General features: G+C 68.2%; 18 protein-coding genes. 10 read left to right on the forward strand and 8 right to left on the reverse strand.

The genetic code is table 11. The features are described 5' to 3' along the window. Window positions 1–161 precede the first annotated feature (161 nt). The 3 genes from IG194_RS11885 (at window position 162) to gshA (ending at window position 4,644) form a co-directional block, all read left to right on the forward strand. On the forward strand, window positions 162–2,498 hold the full coding sequence (locus IG194_RS11885) for a Tex family protein (RefSeq protein ID WP_043314703.1): 2,337 nt from the start codon (window positions 162–164) through the stop codon (window positions 2,496–2,498). Between the two features lie 9 nt (window positions 2,499–2,507). Further along, complete coding sequence (locus tag IG194_RS11890) at window positions 2,508–2,897, forward strand: PaaI family thioesterase (protein ID WP_009614954.1); 390 nt, start codon at window positions 2,508–2,510, stop codon at window positions 2,895–2,897. A 163-nt stretch (window positions 2,898–3,060) separates the two neighbouring features. Further along, window positions 3,061–4,644, forward strand: coding sequence for a glutamate--cysteine ligase (gene gshA / locus IG194_RS11895; protein WP_058487792.1), 1,584 nt, complete (start codon window positions 3,061–3,063; stop codon window positions 4,642–4,644). 648 nt (window positions 4,645–5,292) lie between these two features. Here gshA and argA read toward each other — a convergent pair. Next, on the reverse strand, window positions 5,293–6,591 hold the full coding sequence (gene argA, locus IG194_RS11900) for an amino-acid N-acetyltransferase (RefSeq protein ID WP_009614950.1): 1,299 nt from the start codon (window positions 6,589–6,591) through the stop codon (window positions 5,293–5,295). A 122-nt stretch (window positions 6,592–6,713) separates the two neighbouring features. After that, window positions 6,714–7,853 carry an acetylornithine deacetylase gene (gene argE, locus IG194_RS11905; protein WP_058487793.1) on the reverse strand — a complete coding sequence of 380 codons (1,140 nt, stop codon included), beginning with the start codon at window positions 7,851–7,853 and terminating at the stop codon, window positions 6,714–6,716. Window positions 7,854–8,028: 175 nt separating this feature from the next. On the opposite strand from argE, the gene IG194_RS11910 reads away from it, so the two are divergent. The 6 genes from IG194_RS11910 (at window position 8,029) to IG194_RS11935 (ending at window position 14,532) form a co-directional block, all read left to right on the forward strand. Further along, window positions 8,029–9,390 carry an inorganic triphosphatase gene (locus tag IG194_RS11910; protein ID WP_058487794.1) on the forward strand — a complete coding sequence of 454 codons (1,362 nt, stop codon included), beginning with the start codon at window positions 8,029–8,031 and terminating at the stop codon, window positions 9,388–9,390. A gap of 84 nt (window positions 9,391–9,474) precedes the next feature. Beyond that, window positions 9,475–11,259 (forward strand): GspE/PulE family protein, encoded by a 1,785-nt coding sequence (locus IG194_RS11915; RefSeq protein WP_058487795.1) that lies wholly within the window; start codon window positions 9,475–9,477, stop codon window positions 11,257–11,259. Window positions 11,260–11,380: 121 nt separating this feature from the next. After that, window positions 11,381–12,319: an SPFH domain-containing protein gene (locus tag IG194_RS11920; RefSeq protein WP_009614942.1), complete on the forward strand. Its 939-nt coding sequence runs from the start codon at window positions 11,381–11,383 to the stop codon at window positions 12,317–12,319. A gap of 3 nt (window positions 12,320–12,322) precedes the next feature. Next, window positions 12,323–12,769 carry an NfeD family protein gene (locus IG194_RS11925; RefSeq protein WP_009614940.1) on the forward strand — a complete coding sequence of 149 codons (447 nt, stop codon included), beginning with the start codon at window positions 12,323–12,325 and terminating at the stop codon, window positions 12,767–12,769. A gap of 159 nt (window positions 12,770–12,928) precedes the next feature. Continuing rightward, window positions 12,929–14,011 carry a calcium:proton antiporter gene (locus IG194_RS11930; RefSeq protein WP_058487796.1) on the forward strand — a complete coding sequence of 361 codons (1,083 nt, stop codon included), beginning with the start codon at window positions 12,929–12,931 and terminating at the stop codon, window positions 14,009–14,011. 2 nt (window positions 14,012–14,013) lie between these two features. Continuing rightward, window positions 14,014–14,532: a nucleoside 2-deoxyribosyltransferase gene (locus tag IG194_RS11935; protein ID WP_058487797.1), complete on the forward strand. Its 519-nt coding sequence runs from the start codon at window positions 14,014–14,016 to the stop codon at window positions 14,530–14,532. Between the two features lie 244 nt (window positions 14,533–14,776). Here the strand turns inward: IG194_RS11935 and IG194_RS11940 are convergent, their stop codons facing one another. The 4 genes from IG194_RS11940 to IG194_RS11955 form a co-directional block, all read right to left on the reverse strand. Beyond that, window positions 14,777–15,115 (reverse strand): zinc ribbon domain-containing protein YjdM, encoded by a 339-nt coding sequence (locus IG194_RS11940; RefSeq protein ID WP_009614934.1) that lies wholly within the window; start codon window positions 15,113–15,115, stop codon window positions 14,777–14,779. A 56-nt stretch (window positions 15,116–15,171) separates the two neighbouring features. Continuing rightward, the gene (locus tag IG194_RS11945) at window positions 15,172–15,795 is read right to left on the reverse strand and encodes a c-type cytochrome (RefSeq protein ID WP_064987654.1); all 624 of its coding nucleotides are present in this window, start codon (window positions 15,793–15,795) and stop codon (window positions 15,172–15,174) included. 187 nt (window positions 15,796–15,982) lie between these two features. Next, window positions 15,983–17,791 carry a sodium-extruding oxaloacetate decarboxylase subunit alpha gene (gene oadA, locus IG194_RS11950; protein ID WP_009614930.1) on the reverse strand — a complete coding sequence of 603 codons (1,809 nt, stop codon included), beginning with the start codon at window positions 17,789–17,791 and terminating at the stop codon, window positions 15,983–15,985. A gap of 16 nt (window positions 17,792–17,807) precedes the next feature. Then, on the reverse strand, window positions 17,808–19,223 hold the full coding sequence (locus IG194_RS11955; protein ID WP_009614928.1) for an acetyl-CoA carboxylase biotin carboxylase subunit: 1,416 nt from the start codon (window positions 19,221–19,223) through the stop codon (window positions 17,808–17,810). A 235-nt stretch (window positions 19,224–19,458) separates the two neighbouring features. Here IG194_RS11955 and IG194_RS11960 point away from each other — a divergent pair, with 235 nt between their 5' ends. Beyond that, complete coding sequence (locus IG194_RS11960; protein ID WP_116424636.1) at window positions 19,459–20,394, forward strand: LysR family transcriptional regulator; 936 nt, start codon at window positions 19,459–19,461, stop codon at window positions 20,392–20,394. Here IG194_RS11960 and IG194_RS11965 read toward each other — a convergent pair. Together IG194_RS11965 and hexR are read right to left on the reverse strand one after the other, a co-directional pair. Further along, on the reverse strand, window positions 20,348–20,560 hold the full coding sequence (locus IG194_RS11965; protein WP_043269785.1) for a PA3496 family putative envelope integrity protein: 213 nt from the start codon (window positions 20,558–20,560) through the stop codon (window positions 20,348–20,350). The genes IG194_RS11960 and IG194_RS11965 overlap by 47 nt on opposite strands. Window positions 20,561–20,672: 112 nt before the next feature. Next, window positions 20,673–21,560 carry a transcriptional regulator HexR gene (gene hexR, locus IG194_RS11970; RefSeq protein ID WP_043269786.1) on the reverse strand — a complete coding sequence of 296 codons (888 nt, stop codon included), beginning with the start codon at window positions 21,558–21,560 and terminating at the stop codon, window positions 20,673–20,675. Window positions 21,561–21,597: the final 37 nt, after the last annotated feature.

Below are 21,597 nucleotides of genomic sequence, written 5' to 3' on the forward strand. Positions count from 1 at the left end.
AGATTTTTCCCCGACCGACCGCCCTCTCGCGCGATTTTGCCTGGGTATAATGCGGCGCTTTTGCGGCGGGGCGTTGTCATAGACGCCTGCCGGACGCCCGAGCGAGCCGGCCGGCGCTAGCGCCACACCCCGTATTCTCGTTGGTTTCACCAGGTGGATTCATGGACAGCATCAACACCCGTATCGCCGAAGAGCTCTCCGCACTGCCCTCCGGCCGTGTTCAACCGCAGCAGGTGGCCGCCGCCGTGGCCCTGCTCGATGAAGGCAGCACTGTCCCCTTCATCGCCCGTTACCGCAAAGAAGTGACCGGCAGCCTCGACGACACCCAGCTGCGCCTGCTGGAAGAGCGCCTGCGCTACCTGCGCGAGCTGGACGAGCGCCGCGCCAGCATCCTCGCCAGCATCGAGGAGCAGGGCAAGCTGACCCCCGAGCTGGCCCGCGAGATCAAGCTGGCCGACACCAAGACGCGCCTGGAAGACCTCTACCTGCCGTACAAGCAGAAGCGCCGCACCAAGGGCCAGATCGCCCTGGAAGCCGGCCTGGGCGAGCTGGCCGATGCGCTGTTCGCCGACCCGAACCTGGCCCCGGAGACCGAAGCCGCGCGCTTCGTCGACGCCGAGAAGGGCTTCGCCGACATCAAGGCCGTGCTCGAAGGCGCCAAGTACATCCTCATGGAGCGCTTCGCCGAGGACGCCACCCTGCTCGACCGCCTGCGCGTGTTCCTCAAGGACAACGCCACCCTCACCGCCCGCCTGGTGCCGGGCAAGGAAACCGAAGGCGCCAAGTTCAGCGACTACTTCGAGCACGACGAGCCCTTCAAGGGCGCGCCCTCGCACCGCGCCCTGGCGATCTTCCGCGGGCGCAACGAAGGCGTGCTGAGCGTGGCGCTGAAGGTCGGCGAGGAGCTGCCGGGCACCAGCCACCCGTGCGAAGTGATGATCGCCGAGCGCTTCGGCATCTCCAACCAGGGCCGCGCCGCCGACAAGTGGCTGGGCGAAGTGGTGCGCTGGACCTGGAAGGTCAAGCTCTACACCCACCTGGAGACCGACCTGCTGGGCGAGCTGCGCGAAGGCGCCGACGCCGAGGCGATCAACGTCTTCGCCCGCAACCTGCACGACCTGCTGCTGGCCGCCCCGGCCGGCCCGCGCGCCACCCTGGGCCTGGACCCGGGCCTGCGCACCGGCGTGAAGGTCGCCGTGGTCGACGCCACCGGCAAGCTGCTGGACACCGCCACCGTCTACCCCCACGCGCCGAAGAACCAGTGGGACCAGACCATCGCCGTGCTCGCCGCGCTGTGCGCCAAGCACCAGGTCGAGCTGATCGCCATCGGCAACGGCACCGCCAGCCGCGAGACCGACAAGCTGGCCGCCGAGCTGATCAGGAAATACCCGGCGCTCAAGTGCACCAAGATCATGGTCAGCGAGGCCGGCGCCTCGGTGTACTCGGCCTCCGAACTGGCCGCCCGGGAATTCCCCGACCTCGACGTGTCGCTGCGCGGCGCCGTCTCCATCGCCCGCCGCCTGCAGGACCCGCTGGCCGAGCTGGTGAAGATCGAGCCCAAGTCCATCGGCGTCGGCCAGTACCAGCATGACGTGTCCCAGCTGCAACTGGCGCGCAGCCTGGACGCGGTGGTGGAAGACTGCGTGAACGCCGTGGGCGTGGACGTCAACACCGCCTCCGCCGCCCTGTTGGCGCGCATCTCCGGCCTCAACAGCACCCTGGCGCAGAACATCGTCGCGCACCGCGACGCCAACGGCGCGTTCAAGTCCCGCGACGACCTGAAGAAGGTCAGCCGCCTGGGCGAGAAGACCTTCGAGCAGGCCGCCGGCTTCCTCCGCGTGATGAACGGCGACAACCCGCTGGACGCCTCGGCTGTGCACCCGGAGACCTACCCGCTGGTGCAGCGCATCGCCGCCGACACCGGCCGCGACATCCGCTCGCTGATCGGCGACTCGGCCTTCCTCAAGCGCCTGGACCCGAAGAAGTTCACCGACGAGCAGTTCGGCCTGCCCACCGTCACCGACATCCTCAAGGAACTCGACAAGCCCGGCCGCGACCCGCGCCCGGAGTTCAAGACCGCCGAGTTCCAGGACGGCGTCGAGAGCCTCAAGGACCTCAAGCCGGGCATGGTGCTCGAAGGCGTGGTGACCAACGTCACCAACTTCGGCGCCTTCGTCGACATCGGCGTGCACCAGGACGGCCTGGTGCACATCTCGGCGCTGTCGGAGAAGTTCGTCAAGGACCCGTACGAAGTGGTCAAGGCCGGTGACATCGTCAAGGTCAAGGTCATGGAAGTGGACATCCCGCGCAACCGCGTCGGCCTGTCCATGCGCATGGGCGACACCCCCGGCGAGAAGGTCGAGGGCCCGCGCGGCGGCGGCCGCGGCAACGGTGGCCAGCGTGGCGAGCGCAGCGCCCCGCGGCAGCAGGAGAAGGCCCCGGCGAACAACGCCATGGCCGCGCTGTTCGCCAATGCCAAGCAACTGAAGAAGAAGTAGGGAAGCCCCATGAGCGAGATGCCCAGCCGCGACGTCATGATCAGCGCCTTCAGCGAGAACATCGGCCTTGAGCCGGTGCGCCTGGGCGATGGCGAGGCCGAAGTGAGCCTGAAGATGGCCGAGCACCTGCGCAACCGCGGCAACGTGATGCATGGCGGGGCGATCTTCTCGCTGATGGACGTGACCATGGGCCTGGCCTGCTCCAGCGCCCATGGCTTCGACCGCCAGAGCGTCACCCTGGAATGCAAGATCAACTACATACGCGCCGTCGCCGAAGGCGAGGTGCGCTGCGTGGCGAAGGTCCTGCACGCCGGGCGCCGCACGCTGGTGGTGGAGGCCGACGTGCTCCAGGGCGACAAGCTGGTCGCCAAGGGACAAGGCACCTTCGCCCAGCTGTAAGCCCGAGCCCCTTTCCTGCTCTATCCTGACCATCGGCAGCCCGCGCGCCACGCGGGCTCCGGTGAGTCGCAGCCCGCCAGGCGACAACGCCGGCCGCCCACCCCCTTGTAGACCGCCCGGTCCACCCCCATAGTGGGGCGACTGCCGCGTGAAGGACATCAAATTGAGCGACCTACTCTCCCGCCGCCTGGCGCTGCTCGGCGACGCTGCCAACCTGCCCCTGCTCAGCCAGTGTCTGCACGGCATCGAGCGCGAGTGCCTGCGCGTCGACGGCAATGGCCGCCTGGCCCTGAGCCCGCACCCCAAGGCCCTGGGCTCGGCCCTGACCAACCCGCAGATCACCACCGACTACTCCGAGGCGCTGCTGGAGTTCATCACCCCCACCAGCACCGGCGTCGAGCAGACCCTGGCGTCCCTGGAGAGCATCCACCGCTTCGCCAGCCAGCGCCTGGACGGCGAGCTGCTGTGGAGCCCGTCGATGCCCTGCGAGCTGCCCGACGAAGAGAGCATTCCGATCGCGCGCTACGGCAGCTCCAACATCGGCCGCCTCAAGTACGTCTACCGCAAGGGCCTGGCGCTGCGCTACGGCAAGACCATGCAGTGCATCGCCGGCATCCACTACAACTTCTCGCTGCCCGAGGGGCTGTGGCAGCTGCTACAGCGCCACGAGGACGGCGGCATGGCGCTGCGCGACTTCCAGTCGGCGCACTACATCGCCCTGATCCGCAACTTCCGCCGCTACAGCTGGCTGCTGATGTACCTGTTCGGCGCCTCGCCGGCGCTGGACGCCGGTTTCCTGCGCGGCCGCCCGCACCAGTTGCAGCAGTTCGACGAGCACACCCTGTACCTGCCCTGGGCCACCAGCCTGCGCATGAGCGACCTGGGCTACCAGAACAACGCCCAGGCCGGCCTGACGCCCTGCTACAACGACCTCGAAAGCTACGTCGAGAGCCTGCGCAGCGCGGTGGGCACGCCCTACCCGCCCTATCAGAAGATCGGCACCAAGCAGGACGGCGAGTGGGTGCAGCTGAACACCAACGTGCTGCAGATCGAGAACGAGTACTACTCCAGCATCCGCCCGAAACGCGTGACCTACTCAGGCGAGCGGCCGATCCAGGCCCTGGAGTCGCGCGGCGTGCAGTACGTCGAGGCGCGCTGCCTGGACATCAACCCCTTCCTGCCGCTGGGCATCGACGCCGCCGAGGGCCGCTTCCTCGACGCCTTCCTGCTCTACTGCGCGTTGCAGGACAGCCCGCTGCTGGCCGACGGCGAGTGCGGCGCGGCCACCAGCAACTTCCTCAAGGTGGTCAAGGAAGGCCGCCGCCCGGGGCTGCACCTGCAGCGTGGCGGGCAGACCGTGCCGTTGCAGGTCTGGGCCAGCGAACTGCTGGAACGCATCGCGCCCATCGCCGAACTGCTCGACCGCGCCACCGGCGGCGACGCCCATGCGCAGAGCCTGGCGCAGCAGCGCGAGAAGGTGGCCGATCCGGAGCGCACGCCGTCCGCGCAGGTCCTGGCGGAAATGCGCGAGCGCGGCGAAAGCTTCACCACCTTCGCCCTGCGCAAGAGCCGCGAACACGCGGAAACCCTCGCCCGACCGCTGCCGGCCATCGAGCAGGAAGCCTTCGAGGCCATGGCGAAGATCTCCCTGGCCGAACAAGAGGAACTGGAACGCCAGCCGGAAGGGGATTTCGACACCTTCGTGGCGGCCTACCAGGCGAGCATCCTCGGGGTGATCGGCGTTTAAGCCCCGCAGGAGCGGACCTTGCCCGCGATAGCCGGACGTCCCGGCGCGATTCGCGGATAAGATCCGCTCCTACGCCGCCCCACCCACACCATTCCCCTGTAGGAGCGCGCCCTGCGCGCGATTCGCGGGCAGGGCCCGCTCCTACAGGTTGCGATATTCCCCCCCGTAGGAGCGGACCTTGTCCGCGATAGCCGGACATCCCGGCGCGATTCGCGGATGAGATCCGCTACGCCGCCCCACCCGCACCATTCCCCTGTAGGAGCGCGCCCTGCGCGCGATTCGCGGGCAGGGCCCGCTACAGGTTGCGATATTCCTCCCCCGTAGGAGCGGACCTTGTCCGCGATAACCGGACATCCCGGCGCGATTCGCGGATAAGATCCGCTTACGCCGCCCCACCCGCACCATTCCCCTGTAGGAGCGCGCCCTGCGCGCGATTCGCGGATAAGATCCGCTACGCCGCCCCACCCGCACCATTCCCCTGTAGGAGCGCGCCCTGCGCGCGATTCGCGGGCAGGGCCCGCTCCTACAGGTTGTGCCGGGAAGCACGGTATTCCTCCCCCGTAGGAGCGGACCTTGTCCGCGATAGCCGGACATCCCGGCGCGATTCGCGGATAAGATCCGCTCCTACGAAAGGCAGAGGGCGTTGAACTACAGGCTCTTCTCGAACACCTGCGAATTGCGCTGGTAGTTGTACAGCGACGCCCGCGCCGCCGGCAGGCGTTCGACGCTGCTGGGCTGGAAGCCGCGCTCGCGGAACCAGTGGGCGGTGCGGGTGGTAAGCACGTAGAGGGTCTTCACGCCCAGCGCCCGGGCGCGCTTCTCGATGCGCTCCAGCAACTGGTCGCCGCGCCCGCCGTGGCGGTATTCCGGGTTGACCGCCAGGCACGCCAGCTCGGCGGCGTCGGAATCGGCGATGGGGTACAGCGCCGCGCAGGCGATGATCAGGCCCTCGCGCTCGACGATGCTGAACTGCTCGATCTCGCGCTCCAGCACCTCGCGCGAGCGGCGCACCAGGATGCCCTGCTCTTCCAGCGGGCGGATCAGCTCCAGCAGGCCGCCGACGTCCTCGATGCCCGCCTCGCGCAGTTGCTCGAACTGCTCCTGGGCCACCAGGGTGCCGTTGCCGGTGCGGGTGAACAGCTCGCTGAGCAGCGCGCCGTCCTCGGTGTAGCTGACGATGTGGCTGCGCCGCACCCCGGCGCGGCAGGCCTGGGCGGCGGCGTCGAGCAGCTCGGCCTGGTAGCTGTTGCCCAGGCGCTGCAGGTGCGCCGGCACCTGTTGCGGGCGCAGTTCGCGGACCAGCTTGCCGTCCTCGTCGAGCAGGCCGCGCTCGCCGCCGAACAGGATCAGCTTGTCGGCGTCCAGCTCGATGGCCGCGCGCATGGCCACGTCCTCGCAGGCGAGGTTGAAGATTTCCCCGGTGGGCGAGTAGCCCAGCGGCGAGAGCAGCACGATGGAGCGCTCGTCGAGCAGGCGGCCGATGCCCTTGCGGTCGATGCGCCGCACCTCGCCGGTGTGGTGGTAGTCGATGCCCTCGACCACGCCGATCGGCCGCGCCGTGACCAGGTTGCCCGCGGCCACGCGCAGGCGCGCGCCCTGCATGGGCGAGGCGGCCATGTCCATGGACAGCCGCGCCTCGATGGCGATGCGCAGACTGCCCACGGCGTCGATCACGCATTCCAGGGTGGGCGCATCGGTCACCCGCAGGTCGCGGTGGAAGCGCGGCGCCAGGCCGCGCTGGGCCAGGCGCGCCTCGATCTGCGGGCGCGAGCCGTGGACCAGCACCAGGCGCACGCCCAGGCTGTGCAGCAGCACCAGGTCGTGGACGATGTTGCCGAAGTTCGGGTCTTCCACGCCCTCGCCGGGCAGCATGACCACGAAGGTGCAGTCCCGGTGGGCGTTGATGTAGGGAGAAGCGTGACGTAACCAGGTGACGTAGTCTTGCATTGTCCAGGTGGCCTGTGAGCGGGCGATGAAGGGTTGTCGAGTGCGAATGGCCGGCAAGGGCGGCGGGAGCGGCGGTTATCGTCGTCGCATGCACATCGACGGGTTTCTCCTCTTCAGGGCGGTTACAGGCAGTAATGCTGGATCAAGCCGCGCAGCAGTTCCACGGTCGGCGGGATGCGAGCGAGTTCCAGATGTTCGTCCGGCTGGTGGGCGCAGGCGATGTCGCCGGGGCCCAGGACCAGGGTCTGGCAACCAAGCTGCTGAAGATACGGTGCTTCGGTGCCAAAGGCTACCGCTTCCGCCGAATGCCCGCTGAGGCGCTCGGCCAGGCGCACCAGCTCGCTGTCCGCGGCCTGCTCGAAGGGTGGCACGGCGGGGAACAGCGGCTGGTAGTCCAGACGCACCGCGAAGCGCTCGGCCAGGGGCGCCAGGCGCTCGTCGATGGCCCGGCGCAGGGCCTGCGGATCCATCCCCGGCAGCGGCCGCAGGTCGAACTCCAGGGCGCACTGGCCGCAGATGCGGTTGGGGTTGTCGCCGCCGTGGATGCAGCCCAGGTTCAACGTCGGCTGCGGCACGCCGAACTGCGGGTTGTTGAATTCCTTCTGCCACTGCGCGCGCAGCGCCAGCAGCTCGCCGATGGCCGCGTGCATGGCCTCCAGGGCGCTGTGGCCGAGGCTCGGGTCGGAGGAATGGCCGCTCTGCCCGAGGATGTCGATACGCTCCATCATCACCCCCTTGTGCAGGCGGATCGGCCGCAGCCCGGTGGGCTCGCCGATCACCGCGGCGCGCCCCAGCGGCCGGCCAGCCTCGGCCAGGGCGCGGGCGCCGGCCATGGAGCTTTCCTCGTCGCAGGTGGCGAGGATCAGCAATGGCTGGCGCAGGGGCTTGTCCAGCAGCGGCAGCAGCGCCTCGATGGCGATGGCGAAGAAGCCCTTCATGTCGCAGCTGCCCAGGCCGTACCAGCGCCCGTCGCGCTCGTCCAGGCGCAGCGGGTCGCTTTTCCACAACGACTCGTCGTAGGGCACGGTGTCGGTGTGCCCGGCCAGCACCAGGCCGCCGGGGCCGCTGCCCAGGCTCGCCAGCAGGTTGAACTTGCCCGGGGCGATCTCCTGCAATTCGCAGGCGAAGCCCAGGTCGCCCAGCCAGGTGGCCAGCAGCTCCACCACCGGGCGGTTGGACTGGTCCAGGGCGGGCTGGGTACAGCTCACCGACGGCAGGGCGAGCAACTGGGCGAAACGGTCTTTCAGGCTCGGCAGGGGCATGGGCGTCTCCGGAAGCGTTGTACCCATCATGGCCCAGGATGGCGTGCAATTGAACCGCCGCTGTCGCGTGGAACAGCGGCGCGGCGACGCGGTCCTGTACACTAGCGGGCTTCGACGAACGCTCCCGCGCCAAGCCCTGCGGGCCCGTCTACCCTTTTCCTTCCCGGACTCCGCCATGCAGAAAGAAACCGAAATCAAGCTGCGCGCCAGCCACCAGACCCTCGAGGCGCTGCGCGACCACCCGCTGCTGAAGAAGCGCAACAAGTCCGGCTGGCAGCAGAGCGAGCTGTACAACCAGTACTACGACACCCCCGGCCGCGACCTGGCCCGGGCCAAGGTGGCGCTGCGCCTGCGCCGCGACGGCGAGCAGTACATCCAGACGCTGAAGAGCCGCGGCCACAGCGTCGCCGGGCTGTCCGAGCGCAACGAGTGGGACTGGTACCTGGACAAGCCCGAGCTGGACCTGGGCAAGCTCGACGACTCCTGCTGGCCGGCGGCCCTGGCCGACCTCGACAAGCAGCAGCTGCAGCCGATCTTCAGCACCGACTTCACTCGCCAGCGCGCCGAGATCGCCTGGGGCCGCGGCAAGACCAAGGTGGCGATCGAAGCCGCCCTCGACCTGGGCAAGGTCGTCGCCGACCAGCAGGAAGAGGAAATCTGCGAGCTGGAGCTGGAACTGCGCCAGGGCGAACCCGCCGCGCTGCTGGAACTGGCCGCCGAGCTGGCCGCCGACCTGCCGCTGATGCCCTGCGACATCAGCAAGGCCGAGCGCGGCTACCGGCTGTTCGACCCGGCCAGCTACACGGTGCACCCGGACACCCAGAAGCTGCTGGCGGAAACCCCGCTGGACGGCGCCTTCGCCGCCATCGCCTGGTCGCTGCTGGGCAGCAGCCAGCGCCTGGCCGAGCAGTACCGCTTCAACGGCCACTGGCGCCTGCTGCAGGAGTGGCTGCAGCAGTTGGTGGACCTGCGCGCCCTGCTCGGCAGCCTCGGCCAGGCCGCGCCGCGCGCCAGCAGCCGCGAGTTGCGCACCGCGCTGGACGCGCTGATCGGCGATTGGCGCCCGCGCATCGAACAGGGCGAAGCCGACGAAGCCGCGCGCCAGCAGGCGCCGGAAGCCTTCCGCGCCGAACTCGGCCAGACGCGCTGGGGCCTGTTCTCCCTGCAAGCCTCGCGCTGGCTGCTGGCCCGCGCCTGGCAGGAAGGCCGCAACGAGCGCGGCAACCGCCAGGGCGCCGCGGCCCTGGGCAAGTGGCTGCCGCGCCTGCTCGCCGAGGAGGCCGAGGGCCTGCCCCTGGCCCACGCCCAGCAGCAGCCGGAACTGCTCGCCGAACAACTGCCGCGCCTGCAACGCCTGCTGGTGTGGCTGCGTCTGGCCCGCGGCGTGCTCGACCTGCCCGAGGCCGACCGCCTGTACGGCGAGCTGGCCAAGCTGGAACAGGCCCTGCACCGGCGCGACAGCGCGGACCTGGATGCCCTTGCCGCCCAGGCCCATACTGTGCTGACCCTCAAGCCTTGGAAGGCGCTTTTGAAATAAGCTGGGGAACCCGACGGCGCGGGCCGGACTCAGACCAGCTCCACCCGCAGCCGTCCGCGGCACACACGAACGCAGGGAGTCCGAATGTCCGTCTTCGCTTCGCCCGCCCAGGATCGCTGGCTTGACCTGGCCGATATCCTCCACGAGCTGGTCGCCCAGGGCCGCGTCGCGCAGAACGACGCCGAACAGTGCCTGGCGATCCGCCGCAGCGCGGTGAAGAACCAGCAGCATCCCCTGGAATTCCTCGCCGCCCAGCAGGTGCCGGACCAGCACCGCCCCGGCCGCCACCTGGACCTCGACGCCCTGGTGCACTGGCTGGCCGAGTATTCCGGCCAGCCCTACCTGCGCATCGACCCGCTGAAGATCGACGTCGCCGCGGTCACCCCGCTGATGTCCTACGCCTTCGCCCAGCGCCACAAGATCCTCGCCGTGGCCGTGGCGCCGGACAGCGTCACCATCGCCAGCGCCCAGCCCTTCGTGCACAGCTGGGAAGGCAACCTGACCCACGTGCTCAAGCGCCCGATCAAGCGCGTGGTGTGCAACCCGCTGGACATCCAGCGCTTCACCACCGAGTTCTACCGCCTGGCCAAGTCGGTCAGCGGCGCCTCCGCCCAGGACATGAAGACCAGCGGCGTGGGCAACTTCGAGCAGTTGCTCAACCTGGGCGCCAGCGACCAGGAGCCGGACGCCAACGACGCGCACATCGTCACCATCGTCGACTGGCTGTTCCAGTACGCCTTCCAGCAGCGCGCCAGCGACATCCACATCGAGCCGCGGCGCGAGCAGGGCACGGTGCGCTTCCGCATCGACGGCGTGCTGCACAACGTCTACCAGTTCCCGCCGCAGGTCACCATGGCGGTGGTCAGCCGCCTGAAGTCCCTCGGCCGCATGAACGTCGCCGAGAAGCGCAAGCCCCAGGACGGCCGGGTGAAGACCAAGACCCCGGACGGCGCCGAGGTGGAACTGCGCCTGTCGACCCTGCCCACCGCCTTCGGCGAGAAGATGGTGATGCGGATCTTCGACCCCGAGGTGCTGCTCAAGAGCTTCGACCAGTTGGGCTTCTCCCCCGAGGACCTGCGCCGCTGGCAGAGCATGACCAACCAGCCCAACGGCATCATCCTGGTCACCGGCCCCACCGGCTCGGGCAAGACCACCACCCTCTACACCACGCTCAAGCAGCTGGCCACGGACGAGGTGAACGTCTGCACCATCGAGGACCCGATCGAGATGATCGAGCCCTCGTTCAACCAGATGCAGGTGCAGCACAACATCGACCTGACCTTCGCCAGCGGCGTGCGCGCCCTGCTGCGGCAGGACCCGGACATCATCATGGTCGGCGAGATCCGCGACCTGGAGACCGCCGAGATGGCCATCCAGGCGGCGCTGACCGGGCACCTGGTGCTCTCCACCCTACACACCAACGACTCGCCCACGGCCATCACCCGCCTGCTCGAACTGGGCGTGCCCTACTACCTGATCCGCGCCACCGTGCTCGGCGTCATGGCCCAGCGCCTGGTGCGCACCCTGTGCCCGCACTGCAAGGCGCCGCTGGAGCTGGAGGAGAGCGACTGGCAGGAGCTGACGCGGCCCTGGAACGCCCCGCTGCCCACCGGCGCGCAGCAGGCGGTGGGCTGCCTGGAATGCCGCGACACCGGCTACCGCGGCCGCGCCGGGGTGTACGAGATCATGCTGCTGACCGACAGCCTGAAGGAACAGATCACCGCCGACACCGACCTCATCCCGCTGCGCCGCCAGGCCTTCAAGGAAGGCATGCGCAGCCTGCGCCTGTCCGGCGCGCAGAAGGTCGCCGCGGGCCTGACCACCATCGAGGAAGTACTGCGGGTGACGCCGCAGAGCGAGCAGAAATAGGAAATCTCCGAGCCCGACAGGGCTCGCGGGATGACACGGGAAAGGGTTAGCTTTTCCCGCCGCCCTGCTCCTTTGGGAGCCGGGCGCCACGGAAGTCCCAATCGACCAAGGAGTGCAGCAAATGGAAACCGGCAGTGTCCTGATCCTCTTCGTCATCCTCGCGGTGGCGATCGTGTTCATGGGCTTCAAGGTGGTACCCCAGGGCAACGAGTGGACGGTGGAACGCTTCGGCCGCTACACCGGCACCCTCAAGCCGGGGCTGAACATCATCGTCCCGGTGATGGACCGCATCGGGCAGAAGATCAACATGATGGAGCGGGTGCTGGACATCCCCCCGCAGGAGGCCATCAGCGCCGACAACGCCATCGTGCAGATCGACGCGGTGTGCTTCTACCAGGTGGTCGACGCGGCGCGCGCGGCCTACGAGGTCAGCGGCCTGGAGAACGCCATCCGCAACCTGGTGATGACCAATATCCGCACCGTGCTCGGCTCCATGGAGCTGGACCACATGCTCAGCCAGCGCGACGCGATCAACGAGCGCCTGCTGCGCACCGTCGACGAGGCCACCGCGCCCTGGGGCCTGAAGGTCACCCGCATCGAGATCAAGGACATCAGCCCGCCGGCCGACCTGGTGGAAGCCATGGCCAGCCAGATGAAGGCCGAGCGCCTCAAGCGCGCGCAGATTCTCGATGCCGAGGGCAAGCGCGCCGCGGAAATCCTCACCGCCGAGGGCGAGAAGCAGGCGCAGATCCTCAAGGCCGAGGGCCAGCGCCAGGCCGCCTTCCTCGAAGCCGAGGCCCGCGAGCGCCAGGCCGAAGCCGAGGCGCGGGCGACCCAGGTGGTCTCCGAGGCCATCGCCAGCGGCAACGTGCAGGCGGTGAACTACTTCGTCGCGCAGAAATACGTCGACGCCCTCGGCCAGCTGGCCGCCTCGAACAACAGCAAGATAGTGCTGATGCCGCTGGAGGCCAGCCAGGTGATAGGCGCGGTGGGCGGCATCGGCGAGATCGTCAAGGCCACCTTCGGCGATGGCGCCCCGGGCGCCAAGGGCCGGGGCTGAGCCATGTGGGGCTATCTGCAACACCTGAGCTTCTGGGACTGGCTGGCCTTCGGCACCCTGCTGCTGATCCTCGAGGTGTTCGGCGCCGGCGGCTACCTGCTGTGGATCGGCATCGCCGCCGCGGCCACCGGCGTGCTCGCCTTCTTCGCCCCGGCCCTGGCCTGGACCTGGCAGTTCCTCGCCTTCGGCATCCTGGCGCTGCTCACCGTGGTGTTCTGGTGGCGCTACCAGCACCGCGCGGGCGCCGGCGAAGCCGCCAGCGGCCTGAACCGCCGCGGCAGCGAGCTGGTCGGACGGCAGTTCGCCCTGCACGACGCCATCATCGGCGGCCGCGGCAAGATCCGCGTCGGCGACAGCCTGTGGCTGGTCAGCGGCCCCGACCTGCCGGCCGGCGCCCAGGTGAAGGTCACCGGGCAGGATGGCGCGGTGCTGTTGGTCGAGCCGGCCTGAGGTAACGCGGCAGGTCGGCCGGGCGTTTCGGCCGACCCCGAAGCGCGCGCCAAACGGCGGATAACCTCATAGGTGTCTGCGCCCCGGCGACGGTGGGCAAGGCCCCGGGCAAGGCCTAAGATGGGCGCCTCTATCCCATGGAATGGATGTCCTCCGACGATGCTGCGCCTGCTCAAAGACGAGAAATTCCTCCTCCTCGCCCTGCTCCTGGCGGTGCTGGTCTACCCCCTGGAACACAGCCTGCTCGAAGGCGGCAAGGCCCTGGCCGGGGTAGTCGCCAGCGTCCTGCTGGCCTCGATCATCAGCGTCTCGCTGCGCGTGGCGCACCATGCCGAGATTCTTGCGGAGAAGGTCGGCGAGCCCTACGGCACCATGATCCTGACCCTCGCCGCGGTGCTGGTGGAGGTGGTCATCCTGGCCATCATGATGGGCCACAACCACTCCCCCACCCTGGCCCGCGACACCATCTACGCCGCGGTGATGCTGGACATGAACGGCATCCTCGGCCTGGCCGCGCTGCTCGGCGGCCTGAAGCACGGCGAGCAGTCGTACAACGACGACTCGGGCAAGACCTACGTGACCATGATCCTCACCGCGGTGGGCATCTCCATGGTGGTCCCGGAGCTGATCCCGGCGGCGCAGTGGAAGCTCTACTCGCTGTTCACCATCGGCTGCATGGTCATGCTCTACGGCCTGTTCCTGCGCATGCAGACCGGCCAGCACAGCTACTTCTTCGCCTACAACTACGCGGTACACGGCGAGCAGCAGCACGGCCACGAGGCCCACGGCAGCACGCGCCAGTCCATGGCCCTGCTGGTGGCCGGGGTGGTGCTGATCGGCGCACTGGCCGAGGTCATGTCCAAGGCCCTGGACGTCAGCCTGGAAGGCAGCGGCGTGCCGCCGATCGTCCCGGCGCTGCTGGTGGCGGCCATCTCCGCCAGCCCGGAAATCCTCACCGCGCTGCGCGCCGCGCTGGCCAACCGCATGCAACCGGTGGTCAATATCGCCCTGGGCGCCTCGCTGTCCACGGTGATCCTCACCGTGCCGGTGATCGAGGCCCTGGCGCTGTTCAAGGGCCAGCCGATCCAGATGGCCATGACGCCGCTGCAGACCGGCATGATGTTCATCACCCTGATGGTGGCCGGCTTCAACCTGCACGACGGCAAGACCAACGCCATCGAGGGCATGACTCACTTCGTGCTCTTCGCCACCTTCCTGATGCTGTCGTTCATGGGATTGTGACCATGCTGAAGATCTACCTCGCCGGCCCCGACGTGTTCCGCCCCGACGCCGCCGGGCACGGCGCGCAGCTCAAGGCACTGTGCGCGGAATACGGGTTCGAGGGGCTGTTCCCGCTGGACGTCCAGGTGCCGGCGGAAATCAGCGAGCCGCACCAGCAGGCGATCTGGATCTACCGCGCCAACCTGCGCCTGATCGCCGAGGCCGACTGCGTGCTGGCCAACCTGGCATCGTTCCGCGGTAGCGAGCCGGACAGCGGCACCTGCTTCGAGGTCGGCTACGCCGCGGCCCTGGGCAAGCCGCTGTACGGCTACCTGCCGGACGCCGGCAGCTACCTCGAGCGCATGCGCCGCAAGTACCCGGAATGGCTCGGCCAGCAGCCCGGCCGCGACCGCGACGGCAACGTCCTGGAAGCCTTTGGCCTGCCGCTGAACCTGATGCTGGCAGTGCCCACCCAGATCGTCTCCGGTGGCCCGCGCGAAGCCCTGGAACTGCTGCGCCAGGACCTGCAGCCGGCGGAGTAGCGCGCGCGCTGCGCGCGATTCGCGGGCAGGGCCCGCTCCTACGCGACTGCGCCGCGGCGCTTTTTCGTAGGATGGCGTTGAGCGAAGCGATACCCATCACCGTGACCGCATGGGTTTCGCAAGCTCAACCCATCCTACGAAAAGCCGTGCATCCTGGAACCGTAGGAGCGGACTCCGTCCGCGATCGGCCGGGCCCGTGCGCGGCGATCGCGGATGAATCCGCGCCTACAAAAGCCGAGGTGGCTCAGACCTTCTTCACGAACTCCGACTTCAGCTTCATGGCGCCGATGCCGTCGATCTTGCAGTCGATGTCGTGGTCGCCGTCCACCAGGCGGATGTTCTTCACCTTGGTGCCGACCTTGACCACCAGGGACGAGCCCTTGACCTTCAGGTCCTTGATCACGCTGACGGTGTCGCCGTCCTGCAGCACGTTGCCGACGGCGTCCTTGATCACCTTGGCATCGCCCTCGCCTTCGACGGCGGCATCGGCCGACCATTCATGGGCGCATTCCGGGCAGACCAGCAGCGCGCCGTCCTCGTAGGTGTATTCGGAATTGCATTTGGGGCAGGGTGGCAGGCTCATGGTCGCTATCACTGACGGTGGGAAAAGACCGTGCATTATATAAGGATTTGCCCGCCTCAGGGGTGCAATTGCTGCAGGTAGGCCGCCAGCGCCTCGATATCCCCGGCCTGCAGCTGCGACGCCACCGCCAGCATGGTCGAGCCGGCGCGGCGCGGATCCTTGTCGCGGTAGGCCTCCAGCGTCCGCTGCAGGTAGGTCGCCGGCTGCCCGGCGATGCGCGGCACGCCCTGCTGGCCGAGCCCCTGCGGACCATGGCAGGCCACGCAGACCTGCCCGAACAGCGCCTCGCCCCTGGCGCGCAGCGCATCGTCCACCGTGCCCTGGCGCGGCCGCACCGTCTGCTGGCTGTAGTACACGGCGATGTTCACCCGCTCGTCGAGGCTCAGCATCCGGGCCGCCTGGTTCATCACGAAGTCGCTGCGCTGCCCGCTGGCGTAGCGCTCGAAGGCAGTGAACAGGTAGCCCGGGGCCTGCGCGGCCAGGTTCGGGATGTAGTCGCGCCGGCTGTTGCCGTCGTCGCCGTGGCAGTTGCGGCACAGCACGATGCGCTCGTGGCCGGCGGCATAGGCCTGCTCGCGCTTGGCGGGGTCGGCCATGATGGCGTCGAAGCGCGCCTGGGCGGCCTCGTCGCCCAGGGCGGTACAACTGACGGTCAACAGCAGAGCAATCGCGAAACGCATCGCCTCCTCCCCGGAACTCGGCCTGCGGCCTGCCGTTTATAGGCGTGCGCGCGGCGAAGGGCCTGGATGCAGGTCAATGAAGCGGCGAGCCGGCCGCGCCGGAAGGTGATGGCTTTCGCAAAGGCAAAAAAAGGGGGAGCATCGTGCTCCCCCGGGGACTGAACCTTGAGACCCGTCTGTCCGTCGGTCAGCCTTCAATCTCGATCAGCACCTCGCCCGGGTTGACGCGGTCACCCTTGGCTACGTGGATCGCCTTGACGGTGCCGGCGATGGGCGCCTGCACCTCGGTTTCCATCTTCATGGCTTCGGTGATCAGCACGGCCTGGCCGGCCTTCACGCTGTCGCCTTCCTTCACCAGCACGTCGACGATGTTGCCCGGCATGGTGGTGCTGACGTCGCCCGGCGCGCTGGCGTGCTTGCGCTTGTTGCCGCCGCCGCCGATGAACTCGTTGAGCGGCTCGAACACCACCTCTTCGGGCATGCCGTCGATGGACAGGTAGAAGTGGCGCTTGCCGTCGGTCTTCACGCCGACGCCGGTGATGTCCACGCGGTAGCTCTCGCCGTGCACGTCGACCACGAACTCGGTCGGCACGCCTTCGCCGCCGGCCGCGGCCACGCCGTTGCCGGTGGGGATCGGCAGCAGTTCCTCGGGCTTCAGCGCGCCGGCCTCGCGTTCCTCGAGGAACTTGCGGCCGATGTCCGGGAACATGGCGTAGGTCAGCACGTCCTCTTCGGACTTGGCCAGCGCGCCGATCTCGCCGCGCAGCTTGTCCAGCTCGGGCTTGATCAGGTCGGCCGGGCGCACGTCGATGACTTCCTCGTTGCCGATGGCCTGGCGCCGCAGTTGCTCGTTGATCTGCCCCGGGGCCTTGCCGTAGCGGCCCTGCAGGTACAGCTTCACCTCGTTGGTGATGGTCTTGTAGCGCTCGCCGGCCAGCACGTTGAAGAACGCCTGGGTGCCGACGATCTGCGAGGTCGGGGTGACCAGGGGCGGGAAGCCCAGGTCCTCGCGCACCCGCGGGATCTCTTCGAGCACTTCGGCCATGCGGTTGAGGGCGCCCTGCTCCTTCAGCTGGTTGGCCAGGTTGGAGATCATGCCGCCGGGCACCTGGTTGACCTGCACCCGGGTGTCCACGCCGGTGAATTCGCTCTCGAACTGGTGGTACTTCTTGCGCACGGCGTGGAAGTACATGCCGACTTCCTGGATCAGCTCCAGGTCCAGGCCGGTGTCGTAGGGGGTGTTGCGCAGCGCCGCGACCATCGACTCGGTGCCCGGGTGGCTGGTGCCCCAGGCCATGCTGGAGATGGCGGTGTCGATGCGGTCGGCGCCGTTCTCCACGGCCTTGAGCTGGCACATGCTGGCCACGCCGGCGGTGTCGTGGGAGTGCACCACCACTTCCAGGGGCAGGGCGTCCTTCAGGGCCTTGACCAGGTCGCCGGTGGCGTAGGGGGTCAGCAGGCCGGCCATGTCCTTGATGGCGATGGAATCCACGCCCATGGCCGCCATGGCCTTGGCCTGGGCGACGAAGGCGTCGATGGTGTGCACCGGGCTGGTGGTGTAGCAGATGGTGCCCTGGGCGTGCTTGCCGGCGGCCTTCACCGCCTCGATGGAGACGCGCAGGTTACGCACGTCGTTCATCGCGTCGAAGATGCGGAACACGTCGATGCCGTTGACCGCGGCCTTGGCCACGAAGGCGCGCACCACGTCGTCGCTGTAGTGGCGGTAGCCCAGCAGGTTCTGCCCGCGCAGGAGCATCTGCAGGCGGGTGTTGGGCAGCGCGGCCTTGAGCTTGCGCAGGCGCTCCCACGGATCTTCCTTGAGGAAGCGCACGCAGGCGTCGAAGGTGGCGCCGCCCCAGACCTCCAGCGACCAGTAGCCGACCTTGTCGAGCTTGTCGCAGATCGGCAGCATGTCCTCGGTGCGCATGCGGGTGGCCAGCAGCGACTGGTGCGCGTCGCGCAGGATGGTATCGGTAACGGAAATTTTCTTGCTCATGTTCTGAATCCTTCCCCTACAGGCCAGCGTGGGCGGCAATGGCGGTAGCGATGGCGATGGCCAGGTGCGACGGGTTGCGCTTGATCGAGTACTGGGTCAGCTCCGGGTGGCTTTCGACGAAGCTGGTATTGAACTGGGCGCTGCGGAACTCCGGGTTCTTGAGGATTTCCTGGTAGTAGGGCGCGGTGGTCTTCACGCCTTGCACGCGCATGTCGTCCAGGGCGCGCAGGCCGCGGTCCAGGGCCTCTTCCCAGGTCAGCGCCCAGACGATCAGCTTCAGGCACATGGAGTCGTAGTACGGCGGGATGGTGTAGCCGGTGTAGATCGCCGTATCGGTGCGCACGCCGGGGCCGCCGGGCGCGTAGTAGCGGGTGATCTTGCCGAACGAGGGCAGGAAGTTGTTCTTCGGGTCCTCGGCGTTGATGCGGAACTGCAGGGCATAGCCGCGGTGCTGGATGTCTTCCTGCTTGACCGAGAGCGGCAGGCCGGAGGCCACGCGGATCTGCTCGCGGACGATGTCGATGCCGGTGATTTCCTCGGTGATGGTGTGCTCCACCTGCACCCGGGTGTTCATCTCCATGAAGTACACCTCGCCATCGGCGAGCAGGAACTCCACGGTGCCGGCGTTCTCGTAGCCCACGGCCTTGGCCGCGCGCACCGCCAGGTCGCCGATGTAGGCGCGCTGCTCGGGGGTCAGCTGCGGGCTGGGGGCGATCTCGATGAGCTTCTGGTTGCGGCGCTGGATCGAGCAGTCGCGCTCGAACAGGTGCACGGTGTTGCCGAAGGAATCGGCGAGTATCTGCGCCTCGATGTGCTTCGGGTTGACGATGCACTTCTCGAGGAAGACTTCCGCGCTGCCGAAGGCCTTGGTGGCCTCGGAGATGACGCGGGGGAAGTTCTGCTCCAGCTCCTCGCGGCTGTTGCAGCGGCGGATGCCGCGGCCGCCGCCGCCGGAGGTGGCCTTGAGCATCACCGGGTAGCCGATGCGCTCGGCCTCGGACAGCGCCTCGGCGAGGTCGGCGACGTTGCCCTCGGTGCCCGGGGTGCAGGGCACGTCGGCGGCGATCATGCTGCGCCGCGCCTCGGTCTTGTCGCCCATGCGGCGGATCACTTCCGCCGACGGGCCGATGAACTTGATCCCGCGCTCGGCGCAGATTTCCGCAAGCTCGGCGTTCTCGGAGAGGAAGCCGTAGCCCGGGTGCAGGGCGTCGCAGCCGGTTTCCACCGCCAGGTTCACCAGGGCGCGCGGGTTGAGGTAGCCGGCCAGCGGGTCGGCGCCGATGCTGTGCGCCTCGTCGGCGCGCTTCACGTGCAGGGCGTGGCGGTCGGCGTCGGAGTAGACGGCCACCGAACGGATGCCCATCTCGGCGCAGGCACGCACGATGCGGACAGCGATCTCCCCACGGTTGGCGATCAGGATTTTCTTGATCACTTGCGGTTTCCCTCGACCGGGGCTCGTGGACCCGGCACTTGAACCAATCGGCAATCCGCCGCGGAGCGATCCGCGGCGGTTCGGCGCAATGCCGGAGCAGGGTTCCGGCGTTTTTTTACCCTACGCGGGATCGAGGATTACCCAAAATCAATATTTATTGGGATAGCCATAATTTTTGACTTATAGTCGAGCGAACTGACCCGTGCGGGAGCCGGTGCGAATGCGTAAGTCCTTGATGCGAATGACACTTCGCCAACTGCAGGTGTTCCGTGCGGTGTGCGAGAGCCGTTCCTACAGCCGCGCCGCGGAGGAAATGGCGCTGACCCAGCCGGCGGTCAGCCTGCAGATCCGCCAGTTGGAGGAGCTGGTCGGCCAGCCGCTGTTCGAGTACATCGGCAAGAAGCTCTACCAGACCGACGCCGCCGACGCCCTGCTGCGCGCCAGCACCGACATCTTCCAACGCCTGGAAGTGCTGGACATGCAGCTCTCCGACCTCAAGGGCTCGCTGCAGGGCCAGCTGCGCCTGGCGGTGGAGTCCAGCGCCAAGTACATCACCCCGCACCTGTTCGCCGCCTTCCAGAAGCAGCACCCGGACGTCAGCCTGCACCTCACCGTGGTCAACCGCGCCCAGGTCATCAAGCGCCTGTCGGACAACCGCGACGACCTGGTGATCATGTCCCTGGTGCCGCAGGACATGGCCCTGGAGTTCCTGCCCTTCCTGAACAACCCGATAGTCGCGGTGGCGCCGCCCGACCACCCGCTGTGCAGCGCCGCCAAGCTGTCGCTGAAGGACCTGGAATCCTGGCCGCTGCTGATCCGCGAGCCCGGTTCGGGCACGCGCAAGGCCTGCGAGGAACACTTCCAGCAGAAGCGCGCGCACTTCCCGCAGACGCTGGAATTCGCCTCGCTGGAAGGCTCACGGGAAGGGGTATTGGCCGGCCTCGGCCTGGCCCTGCTGCCGCGCCACGCAGTGAGCCGCGAACTGCGCGCCGGGCTGCTGCGCGAACTGCCGGTGGAGGAGTTGCCGCTCTACCGCAGCTGGTGTCTGGTGCACGCCCGCGGCAAGCGCCTGAGCCCGGTGGCCCAGGCGTTCGTCGCCTTCATCCGCGAGGAGCGCGCGCTGATCAGCCAGCTGGCCGAGCGCTTTTCACCGACGCCCGCGCAGAATTGAGGTAGTTGGCGGCGATCAGGTCGGGATAATCGGACATCTCGCGGTCGAGGCGTTGCGCTTCGAGGCGCTCCTCGATGGCCCGGCGGAACTGCATGCGGCGCTGGTCCTCGAGCTTGCGGCGGGTCTTGCTGTCCAGGTGCTGGGTGTCGTCGATATGGCGTTGCATCTCGCATCTCCCAAGGCCGAAGGGCTGGAGACGCCAGGATGCGGACGACGGATGACAGTTTGAGGGCGCGGCGGTGAAGCCGCGGTGACGCCGACGAGCGGTCGGCGGCGCCTCAGGACGCCTCTTCCGGGCGCGGTTCCTCGTGGCTCTTCACCACCTTGGGCGACAGGCGCAGGCTGCGCAGGCTGCGCTTGACGCTCTTGAGGTGGTTGACCAGGTCCGGGCCGCGGGCCATGGCCACGCCCATGGCCAGCACGTCGATCACCACCAGGTGGGCGATGCGCGAGGTCAGCGGGGTGTAGATGTCGGTGTCTTCGTGGACGTCCACCGCCAGGTTCACCGTGGCCAGGTCGGCCAGCGGGGTCTGGCTGGGGCACAGGGTGATCAGGGTGGCGCCGGCCTCGCGGACCAGGTTGGCGGTCACCAGCAGGTCCTTGGAGCGGCCGGACTGCGAGATGCAGATGGCCACGTCGCTGGGCTTCAAGGTCACCGCCGACATCGCCTGCATGTGCGGGTCGGAATAGGCCGCGGCCGAGAGCAGTAGGCGGAAGAACTTGTGCTGGGCGTCCGCGGCCACCGCACCGGAGGCGCCGAAGCCGTAGAACTCCACGCGCTGGGCGTGGGCGATGGCAGCGATGGCGCGCTCCAGGGCGTGGGTGTCGAGCTTCTCGCGCACTTCCATCAGCGAATGCAGGGTGGTGTCGAAGATCTTCAGGCTGAAGTCGGTGACCGAGTCGCTTTCGCTGATCGCGAACTGGCCGAAGCTGGCGCCGGCGGCCAGGCTCTGCGCCAGCTTCAGCTTGAGGTCCTGGAAGCCGGTGCAGCCGATGGCGCGGCAGAAGCGCACGATGGTCGGCTCGCTGACGCCCACCCCGTGGGCGAGGTCGGCCATGGAGCTGTGCATGACCGAGGCGGGGTCCTGCATCACGTGATCGGCGACCTTGAGTTCCGACTTGCGAAGCAGATGACGCGACTGGGCAATGTGCTGCAACAGGTTCACTGGGCTGGACTCGGCTATGATCGGCGGAAGGGATGTA

It is taken from the genome of Pseudomonas sp. ADPe (genome assembly GCF_014843515.1).
Taxonomy (GTDB): Bacteria; Pseudomonadota; Gammaproteobacteria; order Pseudomonadales; family Pseudomonadaceae; genus Pseudomonas; species Pseudomonas citronellolis.

What these genes read in the sequence shown, in the direction of transcription:
- IG194_RS11885 (WP_043314703.1), top strand. Translation starts at nt 162, where the DNA reads ATGGACAGCATCAACACCCGTATCGCCGAAGAGCTCTCCGCACTGCCC.
- IG194_RS11890 (WP_009614954.1), top strand. Translation starts at nt 2,508, where the DNA reads ATGAGCGAGATGCCCAGCCGCGACGTCATGATCAGCGCCTTCAGCGAG.
- argA (WP_009614950.1), bottom strand. Translation starts at nt 6,591, where the DNA reads ATGCAAGACTACGTCACCTGGTTACGTCACGCTTCTCCCTACATCAAC.
- argE (WP_058487793.1), bottom strand. Translation starts at nt 7,853, where the DNA reads ATGCCCCTGCCGAGCCTGAAAGACCGTTTCGCCCAGTTGCTCGCCCTG.
- IG194_RS11910 (WP_058487794.1), top strand. Translation starts at nt 8,029, where the DNA reads ATGCAGAAAGAAACCGAAATCAAGCTGCGCGCCAGCCACCAGACCCTC.
- IG194_RS11915 (WP_058487795.1), top strand. Translation starts at nt 9,475, where the DNA reads ATGTCCGTCTTCGCTTCGCCCGCCCAGGATCGCTGGCTTGACCTGGCC.
- IG194_RS11920 (WP_009614942.1), top strand. Translation starts at nt 11,381, where the DNA reads ATGGAAACCGGCAGTGTCCTGATCCTCTTCGTCATCCTCGCGGTGGCG.
- IG194_RS11925 (WP_009614940.1), top strand. Translation starts at nt 12,323, where the DNA reads ATGTGGGGCTATCTGCAACACCTGAGCTTCTGGGACTGGCTGGCCTTC.
- IG194_RS11930 (WP_058487796.1), top strand. Translation starts at nt 12,929, where the DNA reads ATGCTGCGCCTGCTCAAAGACGAGAAATTCCTCCTCCTCGCCCTGCTC.
- IG194_RS11935 (WP_058487797.1), top strand. Translation starts at nt 14,014, where the DNA reads ATGCTGAAGATCTACCTCGCCGGCCCCGACGTGTTCCGCCCCGACGCC.
- IG194_RS11940 (WP_009614934.1), bottom strand. Translation starts at nt 15,115, where the DNA reads ATGAGCCTGCCACCCTGCCCCAAATGCAATTCCGAATACACCTACGAG.
- IG194_RS11945 (WP_064987654.1), bottom strand. Translation starts at nt 15,795, where the DNA reads ATGCGTTTCGCGATTGCTCTGCTGTTGACCGTCAGTTGTACCGCCCTG.
- oadA (WP_009614930.1), bottom strand. Translation starts at nt 17,791, where the DNA reads ATGAGCAAGAAAATTTCCGTTACCGATACCATCCTGCGCGACGCGCAC.
- IG194_RS11960 (WP_116424636.1), top strand. Translation starts at nt 19,459, where the DNA reads ATGCGAATGACACTTCGCCAACTGCAGGTGTTCCGTGCGGTGTGCGAG.
- IG194_RS11965 (WP_043269785.1), bottom strand. Translation starts at nt 20,560, where the DNA reads ATGCAACGCCATATCGACGACACCCAGCACCTGGACAGCAAGACCCGC.